Genomic DNA, 21,731 nt, shown 5'->3' on the forward strand with positions numbered 1-21,731 from the left:
ACCGACGTTTACATGCGGTTTAGTGCGTTCAAACTTTGCTTTTGCCATTGTCTATTCCCCAGCAAATTGTGATAAGAAATTGTGTTTACTTTTTGAACTGGGGAGAGAAAGTGGTGCTGATAGGCAGATTCGAACTGCCGACCTCACCCTTACCAAGGGTGCGCTCTACCAACTGAGCCATATCAGCACTGATTGGAGCGGACAGAGGGAATCGAACCCTCATCATCAGCTTGGAAGGCTGAGGTAATAGCCTTTATACGATGTCCGCACATCACATTCTCTCTAGCCACTTCGCTTTTGAAAAAGTGGTGGAGGGGGCAGGATTCGAACCTGCGAAGGCTGAGCCGTCAGATTTACAGTCTGATCCCGTTGACCGCTTGGGTACCCCTCCAGATTGATGGTGCCGACTACCGGAGTCGAACTGGTGACCTACTGATTACAAGTCAGTTGCTCTACCAACTGAGCTAAGTCGGCACGTCATCAAGTGGGTGCGGATATTAGAGCAACATTTCCCAACACGCAAGAGGCAATTATTAAAAAAATACATTTTTTGTATCGTTTGGCTAAAATTGCAGCTAATTTGCTTTTCAAATGCCTTTTTGGGTGTTTTTTCCACAATAAAACAGGGTGAATTTAGTGAAATAAATATTCGAGCAGCCCAAATAAAACTAGGTTTTCATAAAAATAGTAATGTTTCGGGGCATTTTTTTTAATCATGTCTTGCCCACCACCGGTAATGATCACGCAATAATCTTCATCTTGTTGCGCTATTTTCTGTTCTGCGGCAAAAATAAATCCATTTACGGCAGCAGCACAACCCATATTCACGCAATCTACGGTTTGCTCACCTAAGGTCAAATCCGTCGGAAACTCGTCATTGGCGAAAACTAATTCAGTATTTTTAATTAAACTGTCGCGCATCAAGCTAAAGCCTGGTGCAATCCACCCCCCTAAGTGCTGATTTGCAAAGACCAAATCGCAGGTGTTCGCTGTGCCCAAATCAATCACGCAATATGCTTTGGTGGAGCTGACGCGCCTACCTGCCAAAATAGCTAACCAGCGATCAACACCTAAAGTTGCAAAATTGCGATATGCGCAGCGCATACCAAATGCACTGGCTTGGGTTTTGATGAGCGTTAAAGGCACTTTAGATTCATTGCACAATGACTGTAACAGAGCAACTTGTTGCCCTTGCCCCACTGCAGCAACGATAACTCGCTGACTGGTTTTGATTTGCTCAGCAAGTTGGGCCATGTCAGTGCAGCGAGAAATGTCCAGTGGTTGCTCGAACACCTGCTCATTTATGGTGACCTGAGCATGTTTGATATAGCTATTACCTACATCTAATAGCAGCGCCTTAGTTTGCTCTGACACTGATCTCTCCGCCGCTGTACGCTTGAACCCCATTTTCGTGCGCTAATAGCAGCGCGCCGTTGTTGTCTATACCCTTACATATACCCTGCACAGTTTTATTGCCGATAATTAACCGAATCGGCTTATCCTTGAATACGTTTTTCTCACGCCAAGACTCGATAAACGGCTCAAGCCCAGATTGGCTGAACACCTGAGCACAGTGGGTTAGTTCATCTAATAACAACGCGCTTACTCGATTACGGTCGACGTGCTCAGGATCTAAGGTGGTTAAATCTATCCATGGCTGATCTATTTGTTCACTGCCTATATCAAGCGCCATATTTAGCCCAACGCCAATAATACAATCACACGCACTGCCCATTTGGCCTTCAACCTCTATAAGTACGCCCGCCAACTTCTTACCTCGGGCGTATATATCGTTCGGCCACTTTAATTCTATATCTTGATAGCCGGCTTTCTCTAAAGCACGGGTAATAGCAACACCCACGGCAAGACTCAAACCACCTATTGATTGATAGCCACCAGCAAATTGCCAATACTGCGACAAATATAAACTCGCACCATAAGGAGAAACCCAAGTGCGCCCGCGCCGCCCCCGCCCTGCGGTTTGTGCTTCAGCCAGGCACACATCGCCATTATGTAAAGTACTAATACGATCTTTGAGATACTGATTGGTGGAGTCGATGACATTGAGTAACGTCAGTTGCTTGCAATCAAATTGGGCGCAGTGCCCAGCAATTAATTCACTATCAAGTAATTGAATCGGCTCTGCAAGACGATATCCTTTTCCAGTAACACTGAAAATATTAAGCCCTAGCTCGCCTAAAACTTTTATATATTTAGACACAGCCGCTCTGGATATCCCCAACTGCTCACCTAATACCTCGCCTGAGCAAAATTGCCCGCAGGCAAGGGCTCGAACGATATGATTGCGATTGGTATCTGAGGTCTTACTTGTACCCTGCTTCATAAAACAACCTTCCCTTTGGCCCCAATAAGCTGCACTTCATGTTCTAAAAATACATTAAACTGTTCTGCTACTGCACTTTTAATGCGCCGCGCCAGTGCTAGAAGTTGCTCCCCCGTTCCTTGCTCGGCATTCGTTAATACCAACGCCTGATTTGGGTGACAACGTATTCCCCCTTCAAATTGCCCTTTAAAGCCAAGTTGGTCAATTAACCATGCAGCCGGTATTTTTATCTCTCCGGTCTCTAAAGGGTAAGATGGCACCTTGGGCCATTGCTTTTGCAGTGCAGCAAAGGCGGCGGCACTAATAATGGGATTTTTAAAAAAGCTCCCCGCATTGCCTAGAACTCGAGGATCAGGCAATTTTGCTTGGCGCACTTCTACCACCTTGTTGAAGATGTCATGTGCACTAGGGCTATGTAATGCGGCTAATTCACCATAGGTAACAACAGGCTGCCAGTCTTTCGGTATTGAAAACGTGACCCCAACAATGAGCGCCTTTTGCCAAAGTTCGCCTTTAAAAATACTGTCACGATAGCCAAATTGACAATCGTTACAGGCAATACGCTGCAATTGATTGCTGGCTAAATCGATGTACTGAACACTCTCAATAAAGCGCGCTACTTCAACGCCATAGGCACCGATGTTTTGAATAGGCGCAGCACCCACCGTGCCGGGGATTAACGCTAAGTTCTCAAGCCCTTTAATATCACGAGCAAGACACCAAACCACAAAGTCATGCCAGCTCTCGCCAGCGGCGACCTCAAGGGTAAAGGCCTGAGGACTTTCGTTTACTGAGATCCCCTTTAAAGCGATTTCGACCACTGTGCCTTGATAATCTGCCACGAAAGCGGTGTTGCTTCCCTGCCCCAGCAAATAGTATGGCGTATCACGGTTCTGGGCGATAAAGTCGTGGGCGTCCTGAACAGTTTTAATACTGACGGTGTCAGCACAGTGTGCGGGCAATCCAAAAGTGTGAAGGTGTTGCAGAGATTTCAATATAACAACCGATTGGCAATTTTGCGTTATTCTAGCCAAGGGTGAGCGGAAAACAAAGACGTGATTCACCTTCCTTCATTTGTGCACCTCAACCAAGCCCCATAGCGCGCTTAACCCGCGTGACCATACTTTGTCTCTTATGCATACTAGAGCGCAAATCTTTCACTCGATTAAATACCACTCCCAATACGGGCAATTCTGCCTCGTGCACTCGCTGAAGCGCCAGTAATAAGTCTGCGCTTTCGTTCTTCTCTACATCACATACAATTATCACCCCATCAACGAATTTGCCCACGGCGATAGCGTCACTCACCGTATTGATAGGGGGTGTTTCTATCACAACGCGTTCGTAGTAATTTCTCAGCTTATGTAAGAAAGCGGCAAAACGCGGTTTCGATATATACGCTAATGGGTCTGTGGGGATCGGGCCACTGGGCATCAGCATAAGGGGGCTACTGTGCACAGAGTGAATGCATTGAGTAAAGCTACTCTTTTTACCCAAAAAACTGGTTAAACCCGGCAGCTTAGGATCAATATCAAACATAGGGCCAATTGCAGGTTGGCGCAGGTCGACATCAATCAACAAGGTTTTTTCCATTCTGCTAAATGAGTCTGCCAGACTGCTAGAAATTTCACTTTTTCCATCTTGTTCGCCGATACTTGTCACTGCAATCACAGCGTTTTTCCGCTGGTTATTTTTTACCAACACACCAGTTCGCAAAGAACGGATTGCCTCAAAATACTGAAAGTTTCGCTCCCCCTCAGATTGCAACGACAAAGCCAAGGGCTTATTTTTAAGCCCTTTCTTGCGTTTTATTCTCGGTACCAAGCTCAAAATTGGCACGTCCACATTCGATAGTATGCTTTTGAAACGTGTATATTTATCGCTTATTAAATGCAAAATTAGCCAAAATCCAAAACTAAACACGCTCGAAAATATAATCGCAAGGGCAATCCCCATCACCACCCTAGGCTTAGCCGGAAAGGTTGGCTCTGACGCTGAATCAACTATGGCGAAATCGTTTCTATCATCTAGATCTTTAAGAATTTCTGTTTCTTGTAAGCGAGATAAAAACATCTCATACAAATGCTGAGTTGATTCAATTTCTCGCCGCATGCGAGATATTTGCATGGAGTGCTTACCCAAATTGGCATGGCGTACTTTGGTCTGTTGAATTTGTTCGAGAATTTCATGCTGACGCGTTTTGAGGGTCTGATTGTTACTACGCAAGCCATTCACTAGCTGGCTTATCAGCATGGTAAACTCGCTATCGATAGCCTCTAGCCCTGCTTTGGCAGCAATATATTTGGGGTGTTTATGTAAATAACGCTTCGCGATGCCATCCATTAATAATTGCTGCTGACCGCGACGAATACGCAGGTCTCGAATTAACGGATTGCTTTGAATAGCCGGTATCTGTAAATAATCTTGCAAGCCGCCTGAGATCGTTGCTAATTGCAACATACTGCCGTTTGATTCAGCAACGGCCCGATCAAGCTGAATTTTCTGTTCAATTAAACCTGCGATTTCACTTTTGGCTAAATCTACCTGGCTCGCCACGTCAACTAGCTCGTTGTTGCGCAAAAAGGCAAGTAATCTCTCCTCGGATTCACTAAGGCTGGTTTTAAGTTCGTTTAGTTGATTGTTCAACCACTGAGATTTGGAGTCCGCTTTTTGCCTATTCATTAAAGCGTAATAGGCAAAAAATGCAGGGCCTATATGATTGGCTATTTCCGCTGCACTGCTGGGTGTTGAAGACTCCACCGTGATTTTAAGCATATCGGTGTTACTTAATTTGGTCACACTGAACCGTTTCAGCAGCTTGTCAGTTGCGTAATCCTTTTCTGACACGAAGTGGCCTTCGTCCACTTGCTGGTATTCATGCAAATTGTATAAGGCCAAATCTTCTACCACCGTTTGCACGAATTGCCGGGAACGCATGAACTCTATGTAAGTGTCTTGACGAGAATCTTCTCCACTGGTGATAGAGGACAAGCTTGTAGGCAATGTCAGTCCGCTGTCTTTAGCGCTTAACAGCAGAATGCTGCTGGCTACGTACATTTTTGGCAGATGCAATACATAATAAGCACCTAAAGATGCCATCAGTGCTGCGGTAATAATAATGCGATATTTCTTGCGCCAAAAAAATGTCAAGATATCGAAGATATCCAAAGACCGTTCTTGTTTTATAGTAAATTCTCGGTTGTTTTCCATGGTCAAAAAAGGCTTTCTTCAATAACAATGATGTCACCGGGGTGGACCATTTGTTCAGCCCTAGCCGCAATACGTTTTTTTTCAGCCCCGCGGATAATAAACCAGTCGCTTTTAGAGGCGCGTTCTTTTAAACCACCCGCGACGGCGATTGCCTCATCAACGCTCAGATCAAACTGAAAATCATAGGCCCCTACATTTTTTACTGCCCCTTTGATGAAGAATGGCCGAAAACGTTCTATCACCACATTCACATTTGGCTCAACAAGATAACCGTCTAAATAGGCGGTCTCGATCTCTGCTGCAAGTTGACTGGCTGTTTTATCTAAGGCATTGACTGCTTTGATAAGCGGCATACGAATATCACCGCTTTTATCAATCCGTACACGCTGATTTAGATCCGGCTCACCGTACACATTAATTACAATGACATCCCCAGTCCCCATAAAAAACGTCATATCCTGCCCCTGTGAAACAGCACAAAACAGCAAGGTGATTAACGGTAAAATACGGGTTAGCAACACTTTATACCTTGGGAGCAAAATAATGGGCACATCCTATTTGTATCGACCACATACTACATTTCATTATGTTTAATGCGTCGCTGGGGCATAAGCTAATGGTGCATCGACTAAAATCTCTTTCGCCTTTGACTCGTTTTGCTGAGTCAGCTCATAATTCAGTTCATCTAGTAGCATAACCACATCCTCAAACGGCAATTTGCTTTCATCGGCCCCCATAATTCTTGGGTGTTGAGTGGTGGTATCAGCGTCATCAATTAGCAGCTCTTCATACAGTTTTTCACCTGGGCGTAAACCAGAAAATTTAAGCTCAATGTTGCCATCAGGTTGGGTTTCTGTTTTGAGGGTATGACCCATTAGATGCGCCATCTTTTGGGCTAAATCGACAATTTTTACGGGGTCTCCCATATCCAGCACAAACACTTCGCCCTTTTTACCCATTGCGCCAGCTTGTATCACCAGTTGCGCCGCCTCAGGAATGGTCATAAAAAAACGAATAATATCAGGGTGGGTAACCGTAATAGGCCCACCTGCTTGGATTTGACGGGTAAAAAGCGGTACGACTGAGCCCGAGGAGCCCAGCACATTGCCAAATCGTACAATTGCGAACTGCGTAGTAGATTCAAGCTCAGCTATGCCCTGCACGATTAACTCGGCAAAGCGTTTTGTTGCTCCCATTACATTTGTCGGGCGTACCGCTTTATCAGTGGAAATCAGAACAAATTTTTGCACATCGAATTCGAGTGCCGCTAAGGCCACATTCGCGGTACCAAAAACGTTATTACGTAACCCGGCCAAGGGGTTCGATTCGACCATGGGCACATGCTTATACGCAGCTGCATGGTATATAGTCTGGATGTTATGACTTTGAATGGCAGAGCGCAGTATTTCGTTGTCTTGAATACTGGCCAATATCGGTACAATTTTTATATCGGGATAAAGCTTACTCAGCTCCCCTTCTATTTGATATAGATTGAACTCGGATAACTCAAACAGTACCAGAGACTCAGGGCATGACTTAGCAATTTGACGACACAGCTCACTGCCAATTGAACCACCAGCACCGGTAACCATCACGCGTTTACGACGAATGTTAATATCCAGTAGTTCAGCAATAGGTGGAACAGGTTCACGCCCAAGCAACTCTTCTATTTTGATTTCGCTCAGTTCATCAATTTTACGCTTGCCAGATAAAATATCTTGAATATTGGGGATACTCAAAAGCTCAATAGCGAAGGGTTCAAGCTCAGCTATCAGCTCTTTTCGACGCTCGTGGGACGAGTTATTTACCGCGAGTAGCATCTTGTTCACGCCGTACTTTTTGACTAATTCAGGTATATCTTCACGACAATAGACCTGCAAGCCCATCACTTGCTTGCCCTGAAAGAGTTGTTTGTCGTCTACAAAAGCAACCGGCAGCAGATCGTTACCTGTACGTAAGGTTTGCGCTAGTGAGCGCCCCGCTTGAGAAGCGCCGAATATGATGCATTTTTCACGAATTTTATAATTTTGCGTTTGCACCGTGGTTTGTATTAATAGACGGGGTGCGACAACTAAAAACATCGCTAGGGTTAAATAAATAAACGGCACTGTAGTAGGCACAAATGCTTGAAAGGCATATCGCGCAGCAAACAAGTACAAAGCAGATAAACTTAACGCAATAAAAATAAGGTAAATCGCGCGTATATCAATGTAGCGAACAATGAGTTGATAATGACCAAAAAACGTCATCAAGCTAACCGCAAACACACAGTTTAAAAGAATAACCAGCCACTCGCTGACAGCAAAATGCCACTCTTCAATCCCAATTCGCAACCAATAGGCCACTAAAATACTGGTGAAAATCGCACTTATATCCCACCCCATCGACAACAAAAGTTTTGCCTGGGGGCTAAAAGTAAATAATCGATCTAATTTCATGAGATTGATGCCTGCAGCATGACGCCTTTAAGCGCTTCACATGTGCGTGAGATCTCATCTTCGCTTAGGGTAGGATGCACTAAGAACATCAAGGAGCGTTCACCTAAACTCACTGCATTTGCTAGAGGGAGCGCAGGACGAAAACCTGAGTTATCAAACGCTTTTTCTAAATAAACTTCGGAACAGGAACCTGAAAAGCATGGCACGTTACACTGGTTCACTGCCTCGATAATACGGTCACGATCCCAATCAGGCTTCAGTTTTTCAGGTTTAACGTACACGTAGCATTTATAAAAAGCATGCTCAATATAATCGGGCATTTCAGGCACGAGTAAGGCATTGCTCTCGTTTGCGGTAGCAAAAATTTGCTGAGCGTAGTCTTGCCGCTGCTTGATCCAATTGGGCATTTTTTTCAGTTGTTGTAAGCCCACAGTCCCTTGAATTTCAGTCATACGCCAGTTGGTTCCGAAACTTTCATGCAGCCAGCGAAAACCAGGGGGATGTTCTTTTTCATATACCGCTGACCACGATTTACCGTGATCTTTAAACGCCCATACCTTCTCCCAAAGGGATTTATTATTAGTCGTCACCATGCCACCTTCGCCGGCCGTGGTCATGATTTTGTCTTGGCAGAATGACCAAGCGGCAATATCGCCAATACTACCCACCGGCTTTCCTTTATAGGTTGCACCGTGTGCTTGGGCGCAATCTTCCACAACATACAAGTTGTGCTTATCCGCTAAGGTTTGAATGTCGTCCATCTCGCAAGGCCATCCTGCGAGGTGAACACAGAGTATGGCTTTGGTTTTCGAGCTAATTTTCTCACGGACTGTTTCAGCACTAATGTTCTGACTATCCAACTCGATGTCGGCAAAAACAGGGACTAAACCGGCCAAAACAATTGAAGAAATAGATGCTATAAAAGTACGAGAGGTCACAATGACTTCGCTCCCTTTTGGCATATCCAGTGCTTGCCAAGCTAAATCTAAAGCAACCGTACCGTTTGCCACCGCGACTGCATACTCACAGTGAGTATACTGGGCAAATGCCTTTTCAAACTCTCGGCACTGTTGCCCAGTCCAGTAGTTCACACGGTTGGAGTCTAACACTGTCAATACCGCCGCTTTTTCAGCTTCATCGTAATTTGGCCAGGGCGAAAAAGGTCCATTTAACATTGAGTTACCTCACATCATCTAAGATGTTTAATTATTATTATTAATTTTTTTAGCTGGGCTACCGGCCACTACCGTGTGCGGAGCAATATTCGACAGCACAGTAGAGCCTGCACCGACTACGCTATGATGGCCCACAATACAACCTTGAATAATTGCGCTACCAATACCGATAAAACTTTGCTCGTCGACCGTAACATTACCCGCCAGATGTGATCCTGGGGCGATATGCACAAAGTCACCTATCTCACAGTCGTGATCCACGCTGGACGCCGTATTAATAATGCTACCTTGGCCTATTTTGCTGGCGATATTGACCGTTGCATTTGCGCAAATGAGTGAACCAACGCCGACTTCACTATGTTTACTAACCTGCGCACTGGGGTGTATCAAAGTCGCGAATGAGCAATGTAGTGCGTGTAATTCAGCACTAACCCTAGCGCGAATAGCATTATTGCCAATGGCAACGAAGAATAATGTGTCGCTTGCAATATAGTTCGCCACATCGTCAGCGTGACCTACTACCTCCCAATGGGCATTGTGTTTTTGCTGCGGATAGGCTTGGTCTAAAAAGTGAATATCGCTAAAGCGGCGGCTCGCTTGGGCGCAGTCAGCAGCGACCTTTCCATGACCGCTGGCCCCGATAATGATTAATTTATTGATCATTTCTTTCTCCCTCGGCATTGCCAGTGCCGGTAAATTTTCGCATGGTGACATGGCCTACCTGCTCTACATCAGCACGCTGAATCACTTTAATAACCGTCATACATAAAATTTTAATATCTAACATCAGACTGCGGTTATCCACGTACCATACATCTAGTTTAAATTTGTCTTCCCAGCATAAATTATTGCGTCCATTAACCTGTGCCCATCCTGTTATTCCCGGGCGTACCTCATGGCGACGCAGTTGTTGGGCATTGTACAGGGGTAAATACTCTACGAGCAGTGGTCTTGGCCCGACCAAACTCATATCACCGCGAAGTACATTAAATAACCCAGGCAGTTCATCTAGACTGCTGCGACGTAAGAATCTACCGAAAGAGGTGAGCCTGACTTCATCAGCTAACAACTGACCATTTTCGTCTGTATCATTGGTCATGCTGCGAAATTTCATCATGTTAAACACGCGACTATCCCGCCCGGGTCGAGCTTGTTTAAAGAGCACAGGACCACCTAACAACAAACGTACAAACGACGCAGTTACCAAAATGATCGGCCACAGTAGCAATAAAGCTATACATACCAATAGGACATCTAGTAATCGTTTAAGCATTCCGGTTTCTCTGTTGTGACGAAACCGTACGTTTTGTTCGTTGAGACAAAACCTGTTGGTAAAAATCGGTTATTTGCTTAGCGTTATGCTGCACATTCATAATATTCGCAACGCGGATGCTGGCACTGGCAACCAATTTTTTTCGTTGCTGTGGCTGCTCGATCGCTTGTATTATTTTTTTCGCCAGAAGCTCAGGGGCTTTCGCCGGGGCCATATAACCGGTGACACCATCTTCAACCAAATCAGGAAACCCGCCGACATTAGAGGTTAATGTCGCCACTCCAGCATACATTGACTCCACGGCGCCTCCAACATTCTCTGAATGAGAGGGGTGTACAGCCAAATCAAACTGAGGATAGAGCGTGGGAACGTCATTTCTTAAGCCTAAAAATACGCAGCTATCGGGCGCGTGCTTCTGAGCATAACCCTGAACTTGAGTGAAATAGTTATCAGCGCCCGCCCATGGCCCTCCCACAAAGACGCATTTAACATTAGGATGGTGCTGACGCACAATCGCAATGGCGTCAATTAAATCCTCATGCCCTTTTAGACCGCGCTTTTGTCCCAAATAGGCCTTAGGAGCGTAGAAATACGCCACCATACCGATTAAAAAGGTATCTTGCGGAAGGTCCAATTGTGCTCGCAGGTTCTCGTCGTTAGCCGGTTTAAATGAAAAATCATCTTCATTTACCCCATAGTAAGCTAAGCCAACTCGTTCAGCGTTAATCCCGTAGGTTTGATAGGCGTTTTTTGTCCATAAACAGGAAGCCAACCAATAATCGTCTCGATTTGCACTGGCCAATTCCGCCCGGCGGAAGCCCCAATGCTCTAGATGTAATGGGCCGGGAACATGAAAAATTCGTGGAATTTCGTGGCTGCGAAGCGCTAAACGCATAAGTAAGGTGGTTGCAACAAAGTGACTATGAATGATATCAGGTTTAATTTCGTCGACTAAGCTGCGCAACTGCTTTACCTTTGCAATATTATTCCAAGGGCGTTTTAGCACTATGGATGGATCAAATATATGCACCACTACCCCGGCGGCTTTATAACGAGCGACCATAGGCCCATCTGGCAATGCTAGGTGTACTTCTACCCCCAGTTTTACCAATTCGGTAGTTTGGCGCAGCGCCCAACTTGCACCAACCGCTGTTTTCAATAAATGCAGCACTTTTAACATGAATTGGCCTCTAGCACGGCTTGATACATCATATCTCGGCGTATCTGTAATTTTTGGTCGTGATAATTTCGTGCGATTTCTAGGTTACGTTTTGATTCAACGAGCCGCTCACTTTGTGTCATCTTCGCCACTAGGGTAACTCGATTGATTAAAGCGTCTATATCATCACGGGGCAGTATGAATTCTCGAGCAAGTAACTCATCAACCCCGCCCACATCAGTAGCAACGCAAATCAATGAACGAGCCATAGCTTCGATTAATACCCTAGGCAAGCCTTCTTGGCGTGAACAAAGCACAAACAAGTCGGCACTATCTAGCACCTGTCGAATCTCTTTTCTGGATGCAACATTGCCTAGAAATGTCACCTTGGCAGCAATACCGAGCGCTTCAGCTAGAGCCTTCATGTTTGGTAACAGACTACCGCCTCCTACCCATGTTAAAGAGACATTAATCCCTTGCGCATTCAGCCTAGCGATGCCTTGTAACATAAAGTCACAACCCTTATAAGGTTGCGCTAAATTACCCACGCAAACGATCCTTAGAGGCTCGTGAAATGGATACATTTGGCGCTGCGTATAATCCACATCTGTTAACTGAATTGAAGAATAATGAGTGTGTACGGCAGTTAGATTCGGCGGATAGCGCTGTTGTAACTTGTGCTCTGTCACATAGGCGGTCGATATGGCTTGCTGGCATTGGCGTTTAAGCATGGCGCTAAATAGCGATTTAAAAACGACCCGCAAAGGACTTTTACTGGCTCCTTTTGCGAAAACATCAGCAGGGTCGCCCACCACTTCAGCCCCGAATTTAGCGCCCTTAGGTAATGCTAACAGTTGGTAAATAGCTGCCAAAATACCGGGAATGCGAAAAATAACACTGCGCGGTGCATGTTTGCGTTTACGTAATACCGACACCAAACGTGGTAATGTTTTAACAAACCCTACAGGGCCGATATAGCTAGGAAGCTCAACAAACCCTACCTTGCTGCCATCCACCCTGTGCCACGAAGGCTCAGCTTTATTTACATGAGCAACTCTGGCCACAATATTGACTCGAGAAAATACCCTTAAGTAACGCAACCAAAAGGCATAAGGGAACATATTTTCCGTCCAATACTGTCCCTTTAGGCAGCGATAAAAACGCTGTTCAATCACAATATCAACCTGCATCGCTAATTCACCAACTCTGTAGACATTAGTGTTGCTTTGTCTTTTTTGAACGCGATGTACATCACAAAAGTCGAAATCATCATGCCCAGTACAATCTGTACCGGAACATGAATAAAGCTATTGCGCACAGTGACAAACATAGGCAACAACCCAACGCCAATGTATATGTTGTTACGTATCGTCGAGCTCGATGAGTCCAACTTGGCCATAAAAGCAGCCAGCCCGAAAAACAGCAAGATAACCCCCTTTTCGCCAAAGTTTATGTACGCCTCTGCAATCGCAGAAAAACCGATCGGGCCAGCTTTATTCTGAACAACGATATTCAATAGGCGCCCATCTTCCTGTACATCTACTCGCTCCAATTGCGGTATAAATAATGCAAACTGACGTTCAAACGGTGCCCAATAACTGCCCCCTAATAATAAATTAAAGTTTTCATGCTTACGCCATTTCACGGTTTCTTGTACAGCACGCAAACTGGAACCCATTTCTGCCACTGCGTTTAACGGATTAATTGTCAGCTCGCCTGAGTAATCACCAGACACCCTAGCGTTTTTAACAATGCCGGTAAGAACTAAAAAACCGATAACGGCAATAAGTAACACAGAACTTTTAATCGGTGCGCCTTTACGGCCTAACATGCACGCGGCTACCGCACTTGGGAACATTACCTCTCCTCGCAGCCCCACTTTAAACGCAACCAATGCCCAAACGGCAAATAATGCAAAATACCAATAGCCGTATCCAGGTCGATAAACAACGCATAGTAAAACGAGCGATATACCGATGAAAAAATACAAATAGGAAAATATCAGCGAATAAAGAGGGGAATTGCTCATTACCTCCAGATAGGCACCATACGAATTAAGCGCCCCTGTGATTACGGTCAACATGAAGAATAGCCCAACAAAAAATGCTAAAGACAGGCCACCGATATGGAACAGACGCTTTTGATATGCGCTGTTTTCCCTTTGCGCCTCAGTACTGGCGGTTGGTTCTTTGGAAAAGCAAATAGCGCCCAAAGCAAAACCTATCATCGCCAAGTTAACAATGTGGATAGCATTATCGGTTTCAACGTTATGATACCAGCGGCTAATTTGATATAGCGTGTCTTCATCTGTGATGCCATTTAACGCGCTCGCAAACACCAAACCGACGTGAAAGACCCCTAGCACAGTCATAAAAATAAAACAGATAGACCACATTCCTCTGGGCAAGCTGAAATATAAAATCGCTGATAATGCCACCCAGTGAATTGCGGTAATTGACTCGAGCACGTTGCGAGGCGCCTCGAACACATTAAAGTAAGCAGCTAAAACCAGTATGCCGGTCAATGAAATAACCCACACACCAATCACTTTTTGCATGACTGAATTATTCACTGTAGATAGCATACAAAGCCTCTACATTTGCGGATAACTGAAAATCACTGACGGTAAACTGCTCTACTCGTGCAGATTTTTCATCACTGCGATTGAGCTGTTTTATCAATTGCTCGGCCCAAGTTTTATCACTGGCCTTCAGTGACAAAGCATTTACTACAGGTAGCTGGCGAGCAATTTCGATTACACCTGGTAAGTCAGAGGCTACAACAGGTACACCGACGCTCGCAGCTTCAATCACGGCGCCCGGTAGCCCCTCCCATAATGATGGAAATAACATCACATCTGCATGACTAAGCCAGCGCATTACGTCTGACTTGAGGCCTAAAAATGAGACTTTGTCTGAGATACCTACACGTGCCAAATATTGAATTAATTGCGCTTTCGTATCTGCGTTTTCTAGGCCTACCATTACCATGTGAACATGAGGGTCAAGTAGCGTAACTTGATAAAAAATCTGTAGCTGACGTAGATGATTTTTCTGCACGTCCATTCTAGCGACGTTAATAACGACCTTTTTCCCTGAATAATTGGGAATTAGCTCTTGCCAAAAATCCAGCTGATGCACTATTTGAGCGGCCGGAAAACCATTATATATAACTTTACATTGGGACGATTCTCGCCAGCTTTCACCGATAAAGCCGCTTAACGCTCCTTCACAAACGCCAAGAATGTGCGTGGCATTGTGTCTAATAAGGAAACGCAATAACCCATTACGCATTGAGCGAAGCCAAGAAGAACGACCATCACTGGTATTTCTAAAATGACACACTCGCTTTTTAATGCCCGCTAAACGCGCTATCAACAAGATAAAACCCGATACAAATGCCACATGTGAATGAACAACTTCGTACCTTTCGCGGCGCAACATAAGGAAAAACTGCCATACAAACCGCCATGACAATTTGATGTAATGAATGCGCCCGCCAAGGTCAGTAATGGTTTCATCCATTACACCTTGATTACCACTTAACACGCAAAAATCAAACTGCACCTTTCGCTCTGTCATTGCAGGCATTAGGCTTATGGTCCGCAGTTCTGCTCCGCCTCGATTCATAGCGCCGAATATATGCAACACCCTCATGCCACTACCTTCGTAGTAACAGAAAAAGCCTTGCTAACGTGTGGACGAATAGAGAGCGCAAACAATAAGCACTCCAGCAAAGTCGCTATGAACATGGCATACGCCGCCCCGTACAAGCCATATTCAGGGATCAGCAAATAGCAAGATAGCGCCATTGCGCTCAGACCACAGGCATATATTTTAGTCTGTACAGCAAAGCTTTGTATGGATGCTAGCGCAGTACCGACAAATATATATATGTAGCGAACACCGGCAGCCAACATCAATAGGGTTAACACCCCGTGGAATTGCGCTATATAAGGGGTGTAAAATAACTCGAGAAAAAAGCCGCCGAGGATCCAAGCAATGCCCACACCGAACAGACCAAGTAGCAAACCAATCAGGCATAGCTGTCTAAGTAAGCGGGAAAATGCTTTTTGCTCTCTGCGCTGGTAATAAATCGCCAATTTAGGCGTGAGCACTTGCGATAGACTATTAACAATAATGCCACCTGCTACCAAGAAATAACTGATAGACGCAAAATAACCCGCGCTTTCAACGCCCATTTGCTGATTTAAAAAGAAATTAGGCAGATAAACGAATAGTGAACTAATGACCAATGCACAGGCGACGGTGAAATACTGCTTATATAGCGCCAAGGCACGAACAAGAGAACCGTAACTGATGAACTTTGCAATCGACAGCGCTTGAGATTCATTCTCACCGCTAGAACTACGTAAAAGCCAAAGATCAAATAAGCAAAAAACGCTTGCCGTAAGCGCCCAGGATGCCAATAAGTTTATAAACGTTCCGCCATTTATCGCAACAACGGTCACGGCAAGCATGGTTGTCAAAGACCGAGCAGCCATAAGCACCGCAATGCGATTAAAATACTGTAAGCGGCGCTGGTAACTATGGGCGAATTCGGTCAGCGAGTCGCACCAACGATAAAGTAAAACAATAGTGACGACCTGCATTAGCTCTTTCCATTGGTAGACTACAAATAATATGCAGCCCAAGGTCACGATAGCGTTGGCAAGCAAGCGAGCAGAAAAGTATTCATTGAGTGAGAACTGCCATTGCCTGTCTACCACGATCAACGTACGTAGTTTGAAGCTGGCAAACAAAAAAACGGGAGAGATAAACGATAACGCAAGCACGAACTGTCCGAGCTCAAGGCCCGAATAAAATTTAGCAATGATAACGAACAGCAACCAATGACTTGATGCTAATAAAACATTAGCCAACAGAGTATAAGCTGAGCTTTTCGCAACAGATGAATTCACGTTTTATTATTCTTATTATGTGAAACGAAGCGTTTACACTTGTATTTTTATTTATTGTAAGGCAACTGCGGACAAATTCGCCTTAGTCTTTAGTCTAATAATAACCAAAGGTATTTAGTACCCTGTTATGCCCAAGTTGGCAAGTATAAATTTTAAGCAAAAAAAAGCCGCCTAAGATAAGGCGGCTAAATCATGTTAATTAACAATAGGTTGGGAACTTCCTGTTGTATTTCCATCGGAATCGCTATCGATAACCTTAACTGCTTTTTGCAAAGCTTCAATTAAAGTCTCGCTTTCGAAGTGAGCGAGCTCGCCACCGTTTATGGCTAGCAGAACATCTTTCACTGCCTGATTTGCACCACATATATAGAGAAGCTTACCAGCCGCCTTGGTGTCAGACGCGATAGTATCTACTGCCATCGCTGCCGATACATCCATCGCTGGCACGCGGGAGAAGTCTAAAATCAGTACTTCTGACCCGGGCTTTACTTGCTGCCTAACGTGATGTCCAAGATCAGCTGCCGCACCAAAACTTAAAGGACCTGCAAAGTTAAATACATTCACTTTCCCATGTCCCTTTTCGAGCAGAGCCTGCTCTTCAGGGTCATTAGATAGCCTAGGAATTGCGCGTAACTCTTCGATTTGTATCTGTGCAATTTGACGTACATAAGCAAGTGCAGCCAAAACAACACCCACGCCTACGGCAGTAATCAAGTCAACAAATATAGTTAAACCAAGTACCAACAGCATGAGAGCAAAATCCCAACGAGGACCATTATGCGCGCGCTTGATATAACGCCAATCGATAATATCTAGACCTACTTTAACCAAGATACCTGCCAATACAGCGTGCGGGATGTTTGCTGCCAGTGGGCTCAAGCCCAACACAACTGCCAGCAATACTAACGCGTGTACCATACCGGATATTTTGGTTTTACCACCTGAGCGAATATTTACTACTGTACGCATCGTTGCGCCAGCACCAGCGATACCGCCAATTAAGCCTGCGACCGTATTACCAATACCTTGACCGATTAATTCTCTGTTACTTTCATGACGCGTACGAGTCATGTTGTCAGCGACGAGCGAGGTTAATAAGCTATCGATCGCGCCCAGTACAGCAAGAATAAACGCGGCTTCAAGAACCAACCAGAACTGACTTTGTTCAAAAACAGGTAAGTGAAGGCTAGGCAAACCACTAGGAATTTCGCCTAAGACAGGAACATTCGTCAATGCAAGGCTAATCAAGGTACCAATAATCAATGCCGCCAGAGCGCCAGGTACATATTTGCCGAGTTTTGCTGGCCACTTATAGGCGATAACCAACGTTAACACCCCAAGCCCTAAGGTCATGAAATTGATATTCGCTATCGCGTGAGGCAGATAAGATAAAGCCCCTAATGTTCCACCAGGAGGCTCATGCCCAAGCAACCGACCAAGCTGCAAAATAATAATAATAGCGCCAATGCCTGTCATAAACCCAGATATCACTGGATATGGCACCAAGCGGATGTACTGGCCAACGCCAAGAAAGCCAAATAAGATTTGCAAAATACCGGCTAAAATAACAGCGGTAAATATTAGCTCAACGTTGCCTGATAAACTGGCAAACAAGCCAGCGAGAACAACGATCATAGGGCCTGTTGGGCCAGATATCTGTGACGGGGTACCACCAAATAGGGCAGCAAAGAAGCCTACCGCAATCGCGCCATATAAGCCTGCTAACGGACCGACGCCCGACGCTACACCTAAAGCCAACGCCAGAGGCAAGGCAACTATGCCGGCGGTAAGACCGCCGGTTAAATCACCTCTTAAATTAGAAAAATCGAATTTCATTTATTTGAATATCCTGCTTTTTATAGGCCAAGAGCCGATTTAAATTCCGAATCACTGGCATAACATTCTTGCATAGGTTTGAAGCTCTCACTTGACGGCTCGTAACACAAAACATCACCTGTTTCGATGTTATATACCCAGCCGTGGATCTGTACTTCTTTGCACGCTAAGCGCCCAGCAACAGAAGGATGCGTTTTAAGATGCTGAATTTGCAGCAAAACGTTTTCCTTCGTCACTTCATCTAAATGTTCTGTACCCACACTTCCGTGCTTGTGTTTAACAACCTCTGTAGCACCGCGGCAATGACCGAGCCACTCTTTCACGTGGGGTAATTCAGTCAACGCTTCTGGGGCTAGGGCACCTTTCATAGCACCGCAATCTGTGTGTCCACAAATAACGATGTGTGCCACACCTAAAGCGGCAACTGCAAATTCAATAGAAGCTGTCATTCCGCCGGTTTGATTGCTATGTGGTGGAACAACGTTGCCTGCGTTACGGCAAATAAATAGATCGCCCGGCCCTGTTTGCGTGACCATGTTTGGGTCAATACGTGAATCAGAGCACGTAATGAATAATACTTCTGGATTCTGACTCGTCGCTAGCTTTTGAAAGACTTCTTTATTTTTTGGAAAAACATCTCGTTGAAACTTTGCTACACCTGAAATCACATGATCCATGACATACTCCTAAAGTTAAAAAACGGTCTTACCCGTCGCCACGTTAAACTAACCTCATGTTGCCTGATAGCTTTATAGAAAAATACAGTGGTTCGTGATAGCCTATTACTATCAAAGACACATTTAGCCAGTCATTATGCCCCAGTCTCATATTCAGCCATCTCTGAAGCAATTAAAATACTTTGTTGCTGTCGCGCACACTCTTAATTTTAGACGAGCATCATATCAATTGCACATCAGCCAACCGACCTTAACGAATCAAATCATTAAATTAGAAGAAGGGTTAGGTCTTAAACTATTTGAGAGAACGCGAAATGGCACCATGCTTTCCCCTGACGGTCGGGAGTTGTTAACGCATGCAGAGCATATACTCCAGACTATGACAGAGTTTCAAAGTGTCGCCAGAGAGTTAGCTCAGGGCCCCAGGACAACGTTTAAATTAGGCATACCGCCTACATTAGGCCCTTACCTACTTCCCTTTGTATTGCCACAATTACATCAGTTATACGACAAGCTAAAATTCTATGTGCGTGAATCAGCGCCTAGTGAGCTTCACACTGGTTTGTACAAAGGTGAATACGACCTAATAATCTCACCACTGGCAGGTCTTCCCAACGATTTTATTGTGGAACCCCTGTTTACCGAACCACTTAAATTAGTGCTTTCAAGTGAGCACCCTATGAGTAAAGACTTATTGATTCAACCTAAAGACTTAAAAGGCCAACGGATATTAACCTTGGAAGACAAACACCATTTCCACCATCAAGTCTTGGATATATGTAACGAGTTAGGAGCAGAACTGCAGCGAGATTATGAAGGCACCAGCTTAGATACACTAAGACAAATGGTGGTGATGGGCATGGGAGCGGCGTTTTTGCCTGGATTATATGTGCATTCAGAAATGCATAACCCCGAATCTCTACATGTGTGTGAGATAAAAAATAAACCTATTTTGCGACAACACGCCCTAGCATGGCGAAACACATCACCATCAAGAGTATTCTTTCGAGAACTCGCCGATCGTTTCAGACGAATTATAAAAGCACGCTTGAGTCATGTGGTAGATGTATATATACCTTAATCTTAACAGCAGCCTGATTTTTATTCTTACAACGAAGGTTAACTTCTTTCCGATGATTTGGAATTAGCAATGACCTACTCATGACAAACTTCTACTTTCATTCTAAATGGGCGCCTGCCGGTGTCTTCCGGAACCGCGATATCTTGCAACGCGGTTGTCGCATGGGGGTGAAAGCGGGGCTGTCAGGAGTGCCGCTCCAGCCGCTTGAACGGGCAGCATGGATGCTGCACTGGAGGTAGCCCCATGGATGGGTGACACCTAGCCGTTTATTACGTGAACCAGTATTGCATAGCACTCGATGGGTGAGAACGGGGCTTTCTGGAGCACCGCTCCAGCCGTTTGAACGACCGACATGGATGTCGAGCTGGACCCAGCTACAGGGAAGTATGACACCTAGCCGCCTACTACGGTAACCAGCTTTGAACTGTGATTGTGACTACAGTTGATTTTTCCATAGCGCAGAAACGAAAAAAGCCACCCGATTAAGGTGGCTTCATTCTAAATGGGAGTCTGGCGGTGTCTTCCGGCAACCGCGTTGCGAAACAAAGCGGCTGTCGCATGGGGGTGAAAGCGGGGCTTTCAGGAGCACCGCTCCTGCCGCTTGAACGGGCAGCATGGATGCTGCACTGGACGCAACCCCATGGATGGGTGGCAACGAGTAGCTTGATATTTTCTCAGCCATTGCATGACATTCGATGGATTTGGTTTCTTCATGTGGGGGTAGCTTTGCGCGACAGCGCTTAGGAAAAGGGCTATCCGTTGATGCCGTATCAACCTTGCAATACTTTATCCTGTACATGCAAAAAAGGGCTACCCCGGTCGCCGCGCGATTGAGGATAGCCCTTTTTCTAATTGGGAGTCTGGCGGTGTGCTACTCTCGCATGGGGGTGAAAGCGGGGCTCTCAGGAACGCAGTTCCTGCCGCATGAACGACCTGAGCTCTGCGAAGGGCTGGGAATCCACTTTGTGAAGGTTTGTTGCCGAGTTGCTTTTGCGCGAAGCGCATATACGAAAAAGCCCTGACCGTTGTTTGGTCAGGGCTTTTCGTGTAATGGGAGTCTGGCGGTGTGCTACTCTCGCATGGGGGTGAAAGCGGGGCTTTCAGGAGCACCGCTCCTGCCGCTTGAACGGGCAGCATGGATGCTGCACTGGAGGTAGCCCCATGGATGGGTGACACCTAACCGTTTATTACGTGAACCAGTATTGCATGGGATGCCCCGCATAACACTCGATGGATTTGGTTTCTTCATGTGGGGGTAGCGTTGCGCGACAGCGCTTAGGATGAAGCCACCTTATCATTGTTGTTTAGATAGCCTTCAATTTCTTCTGTAGCGCAGAAACGAAAAAAGCCACCCGATTAAGGTGGCTTCATTCTAAATGGGAGTCTGGCGGTGTGCTACTCTCGCATGGGGAAACCCCATACTACCATCGCCGCTAATGCGTTTCACTTCTGAGTTCGAGATGGGATCAGGTGGGGCCGCATCGCTATGGCCACCAGACATAAACTGTTATTTATCAAGCCTAAGCTTAATAAATCAATATGTAAAAGCTGATGCCGTTCCTCTTAAGGTCTGGCTGTAATCATCGCTAAATCTCTTTAGTCTTACTCTTGATTCAA

17 protein-coding genes, 4 tRNA genes and 1 rRNA gene are annotated in these 21,731 nt (G+C 45.4%); 1 reads left to right on the forward strand and 21 read right to left on the reverse strand.

The genetic code is table 11. The features are described from left to right. Positions 1–111: 111 nt before the first annotated feature. The 20 genes from GCHA_RS18565 to GCHA_RS18660 form a co-directional block, all read right to left on the reverse strand. Positions 112–187, reverse strand: a tRNA-Thr gene (locus GCHA_RS18565). Between the two features lie 6 nt (positions 188–193). Further along, positions 194–268, reverse strand: a tRNA-Gly gene (locus GCHA_RS18570). A gap of 38 nt (positions 269–306) precedes the next feature. Beyond that, positions 307–391: transfer RNA gene (locus GCHA_RS18575), tRNA-Tyr, on the reverse strand. Positions 392–398: 7 nt separating this feature from the next. After that, positions 399–474 (reverse strand) — tRNA-Thr (locus GCHA_RS18580). Between the two features lie 159 nt (positions 475–633). Then, positions 634–1,374, reverse strand: coding sequence for a type III pantothenate kinase (locus GCHA_RS18585; RefSeq protein ID WP_007991072.1), 741 nt, complete (start codon positions 1,372–1,374; stop codon positions 634–636). Then, a complete protein-coding gene (birA, locus tag GCHA_RS18590; RefSeq protein WP_007991074.1) occupies positions 1,358–2,344 on the reverse strand; it encodes a bifunctional biotin--[acetyl-CoA-carboxylase] ligase/biotin operon repressor BirA in 987 nt (328 codons plus the stop codon). Before birA ends, GCHA_RS18585 begins: the two co-directional genes overlap by 17 nt. Further along, positions 2,341–3,339, reverse strand: a complete 999-nt coding sequence (gene murB, locus GCHA_RS18595; RefSeq protein WP_007991076.1) for a UDP-N-acetylmuramate dehydrogenase — start codon at positions 3,337–3,339, stop codon at positions 2,341–2,343. The genes birA and murB overlap by 4 nt, the downstream gene beginning before the upstream one ends. A gap of 88 nt (positions 3,340–3,427) precedes the next feature. Beyond that, the gene (locus GCHA_RS18600; RefSeq protein WP_039992808.1) at positions 3,428–5,554 is read right to left on the reverse strand and encodes a GumC family protein; all 2,127 of its coding nucleotides are present in this window, start codon (positions 5,552–5,554) and stop codon (positions 3,428–3,430) included. 2 nt (positions 5,555–5,556) lie between these two features. After that, on the reverse strand, positions 5,557–6,075 hold the full coding sequence (locus GCHA_RS18605; RefSeq protein WP_007991080.1) for a polysaccharide biosynthesis/export family protein: 519 nt from the start codon (positions 6,073–6,075) through the stop codon (positions 5,557–5,559). A gap of 69 nt (positions 6,076–6,144) precedes the next feature. Beyond that, positions 6,145–7,992, reverse strand: a complete 1,848-nt coding sequence (locus tag GCHA_RS18610) for a polysaccharide biosynthesis protein (protein ID WP_007991081.1) — start codon at positions 7,990–7,992, stop codon at positions 6,145–6,147. Continuing rightward, complete coding sequence (locus GCHA_RS18615) at positions 7,989–9,167, reverse strand: DegT/DnrJ/EryC1/StrS family aminotransferase (RefSeq protein WP_007991083.1); 1,179 nt, start codon at positions 9,165–9,167, stop codon at positions 7,989–7,991. The genes GCHA_RS18610 and GCHA_RS18615 overlap by 4 nt, the downstream gene beginning before the upstream one ends. A 27-nt stretch (positions 9,168–9,194) precedes the next feature. Further along, a complete protein-coding gene (locus GCHA_RS18620) occupies positions 9,195–9,830 on the reverse strand; it encodes an acetyltransferase (RefSeq protein ID WP_007991085.1) in 636 nt (211 codons plus the stop codon). After that, positions 9,820–10,440 (reverse strand): sugar transferase, encoded by a 621-nt coding sequence (locus GCHA_RS18625; RefSeq protein WP_007991087.1) that lies wholly within the window; start codon positions 10,438–10,440, stop codon positions 9,820–9,822. Before GCHA_RS18625 ends, GCHA_RS18620 begins: the two co-directional genes overlap by 11 nt. Continuing rightward, entirely contained in the window at positions 10,433–11,620 is a 1,188-nt protein-coding gene (locus GCHA_RS18630) for a glycosyltransferase (protein ID WP_007991089.1), read from the reverse strand. The genes GCHA_RS18625 and GCHA_RS18630 overlap by 8 nt, the downstream gene beginning before the upstream one ends. Next, on the reverse strand, positions 11,614–12,789 hold the full coding sequence (locus GCHA_RS18635; protein ID WP_007991091.1) for a glycosyltransferase: 1,176 nt from the start codon (positions 12,787–12,789) through the stop codon (positions 11,614–11,616). Before GCHA_RS18635 ends, GCHA_RS18630 begins: the two co-directional genes overlap by 7 nt. 2 nt (positions 12,790–12,791) lie before the next feature. Further along, positions 12,792–14,183 carry an O-antigen polysaccharide polymerase Wzy gene (gene wzy, locus GCHA_RS18640; RefSeq protein WP_007991093.1) on the reverse strand — a complete coding sequence of 464 codons (1,392 nt, stop codon included), beginning with the start codon at positions 14,181–14,183 and terminating at the stop codon, positions 12,792–12,794. Next, a complete protein-coding gene (locus tag GCHA_RS18645; RefSeq protein ID WP_007991094.1) occupies positions 14,164–15,255 on the reverse strand; it encodes a glycosyltransferase in 1,092 nt (363 codons plus the stop codon). The genes wzy and GCHA_RS18645 overlap by 20 nt, the downstream gene beginning before the upstream one ends. Next, a complete protein-coding gene (locus GCHA_RS18650) occupies positions 15,252–16,520 on the reverse strand; it encodes a lipopolysaccharide biosynthesis protein (RefSeq protein ID WP_007991096.1) in 1,269 nt (422 codons plus the stop codon). The genes GCHA_RS18645 and GCHA_RS18650 overlap by 4 nt, the downstream gene beginning before the upstream one ends. A gap of 195 nt (positions 16,521–16,715) precedes the next feature. Continuing rightward, positions 16,716–18,356 (reverse strand): SulP family inorganic anion transporter, encoded by a 1,641-nt coding sequence (locus GCHA_RS18655; protein WP_007991098.1) that lies wholly within the window; start codon positions 18,354–18,356, stop codon positions 16,716–16,718. Between the two features lie 20 nt (positions 18,357–18,376). Continuing rightward, complete coding sequence (locus tag GCHA_RS18660; RefSeq protein WP_007991100.1) at positions 18,377–19,033, reverse strand: carbonic anhydrase; 657 nt, start codon at positions 19,031–19,033, stop codon at positions 18,377–18,379. Between the two features lie 136 nt (positions 19,034–19,169). On the opposite strand from GCHA_RS18660, the gene GCHA_RS18665 reads away from it, so the two are divergent. Continuing rightward, positions 19,170–20,114: a hydrogen peroxide-inducible genes activator gene (locus tag GCHA_RS18665; RefSeq protein WP_008304511.1), complete on the forward strand. Its 945-nt coding sequence runs from the start codon at positions 19,170–19,172 to the stop codon at positions 20,112–20,114. A gap of 1,382 nt (positions 20,115–21,496) precedes the next feature. Here GCHA_RS18665 and rrf read toward each other — a convergent pair. Beyond that, positions 21,497–21,612: ribosomal RNA gene (gene rrf, locus GCHA_RS18675) — 5S ribosomal RNA — on the reverse strand. Between the last annotated feature and the right edge of the window lie 119 nt (positions 21,613–21,731).

This window comes from Paraglaciecola chathamensis S18K6 (genome assembly GCA_000314955.1).
Lineage (GTDB): Bacteria > Pseudomonadota > Gammaproteobacteria > Enterobacterales > Alteromonadaceae > Paraglaciecola > Paraglaciecola chathamensis.

What these genes read in the sequence shown, in the direction of transcription:
- birA (WP_007991074.1), bottom strand. Translation starts at nt 2,344, where the DNA reads ATGAAGCAGGGTACAAGTAAGACCTCAGATACCAATCGCAATCATATC.
- GCHA_RS18600 (WP_039992808.1), bottom strand. Translation starts at nt 5,554, where the DNA reads ATGGAAAACAACCGAGAATTTACTATAAAACAAGAACGGTCTTTGGAT.
- GCHA_RS18610 (WP_007991081.1), bottom strand. Translation starts at nt 7,992, where the DNA reads ATGAAATTAGATCGATTATTTACTTTTAGCCCCCAGGCAAAACTTTTG.
- GCHA_RS18615 (WP_007991083.1), bottom strand. Translation starts at nt 9,167, where the DNA reads ATGTTAAATGGACCTTTTTCGCCCTGGCCAAATTACGATGAAGCTGAA.
- GCHA_RS18620 (WP_007991085.1), bottom strand. Translation starts at nt 9,830, where the DNA reads ATGATCAATAAATTAATCATTATCGGGGCCAGCGGTCATGGAAAGGTC.
- GCHA_RS18625 (WP_007991087.1), bottom strand. Translation starts at nt 10,440, where the DNA reads ATGCTTAAACGATTACTAGATGTCCTATTGGTATGTATAGCTTTATTG.
- GCHA_RS18630 (WP_007991089.1), bottom strand. Translation starts at nt 11,620, where the DNA reads ATGTTAAAAGTGCTGCATTTATTGAAAACAGCGGTTGGTGCAAGTTGG.
- GCHA_RS18635 (WP_007991091.1), bottom strand. Translation starts at nt 12,789, where the DNA reads ATGCAGGTTGATATTGTGATTGAACAGCGTTTTTATCGCTGCCTAAAG.
- wzy (WP_007991093.1), bottom strand. Translation starts at nt 14,183, where the DNA reads ATGCTATCTACAGTGAATAATTCAGTCATGCAAAAAGTGATTGGTGTG.
- GCHA_RS18645 (WP_007991094.1), bottom strand. Translation starts at nt 15,255, where the DNA reads ATGAGGGTGTTGCATATATTCGGCGCTATGAATCGAGGCGGAGCAGAA.
- GCHA_RS18655 (WP_007991098.1), bottom strand. Translation starts at nt 18,356, where the DNA reads ATGAAATTCGATTTTTCTAATTTAAGAGGTGATTTAACCGGCGGTCTT.
- GCHA_RS18660 (WP_007991100.1), bottom strand. Translation starts at nt 19,033, where the DNA reads ATGGATCATGTGATTTCAGGTGTAGCAAAGTTTCAACGAGATGTTTTT.
- GCHA_RS18665 (WP_008304511.1), top strand. Translation starts at nt 19,170, where the DNA reads ATGCCCCAGTCTCATATTCAGCCATCTCTGAAGCAATTAAAATACTTT.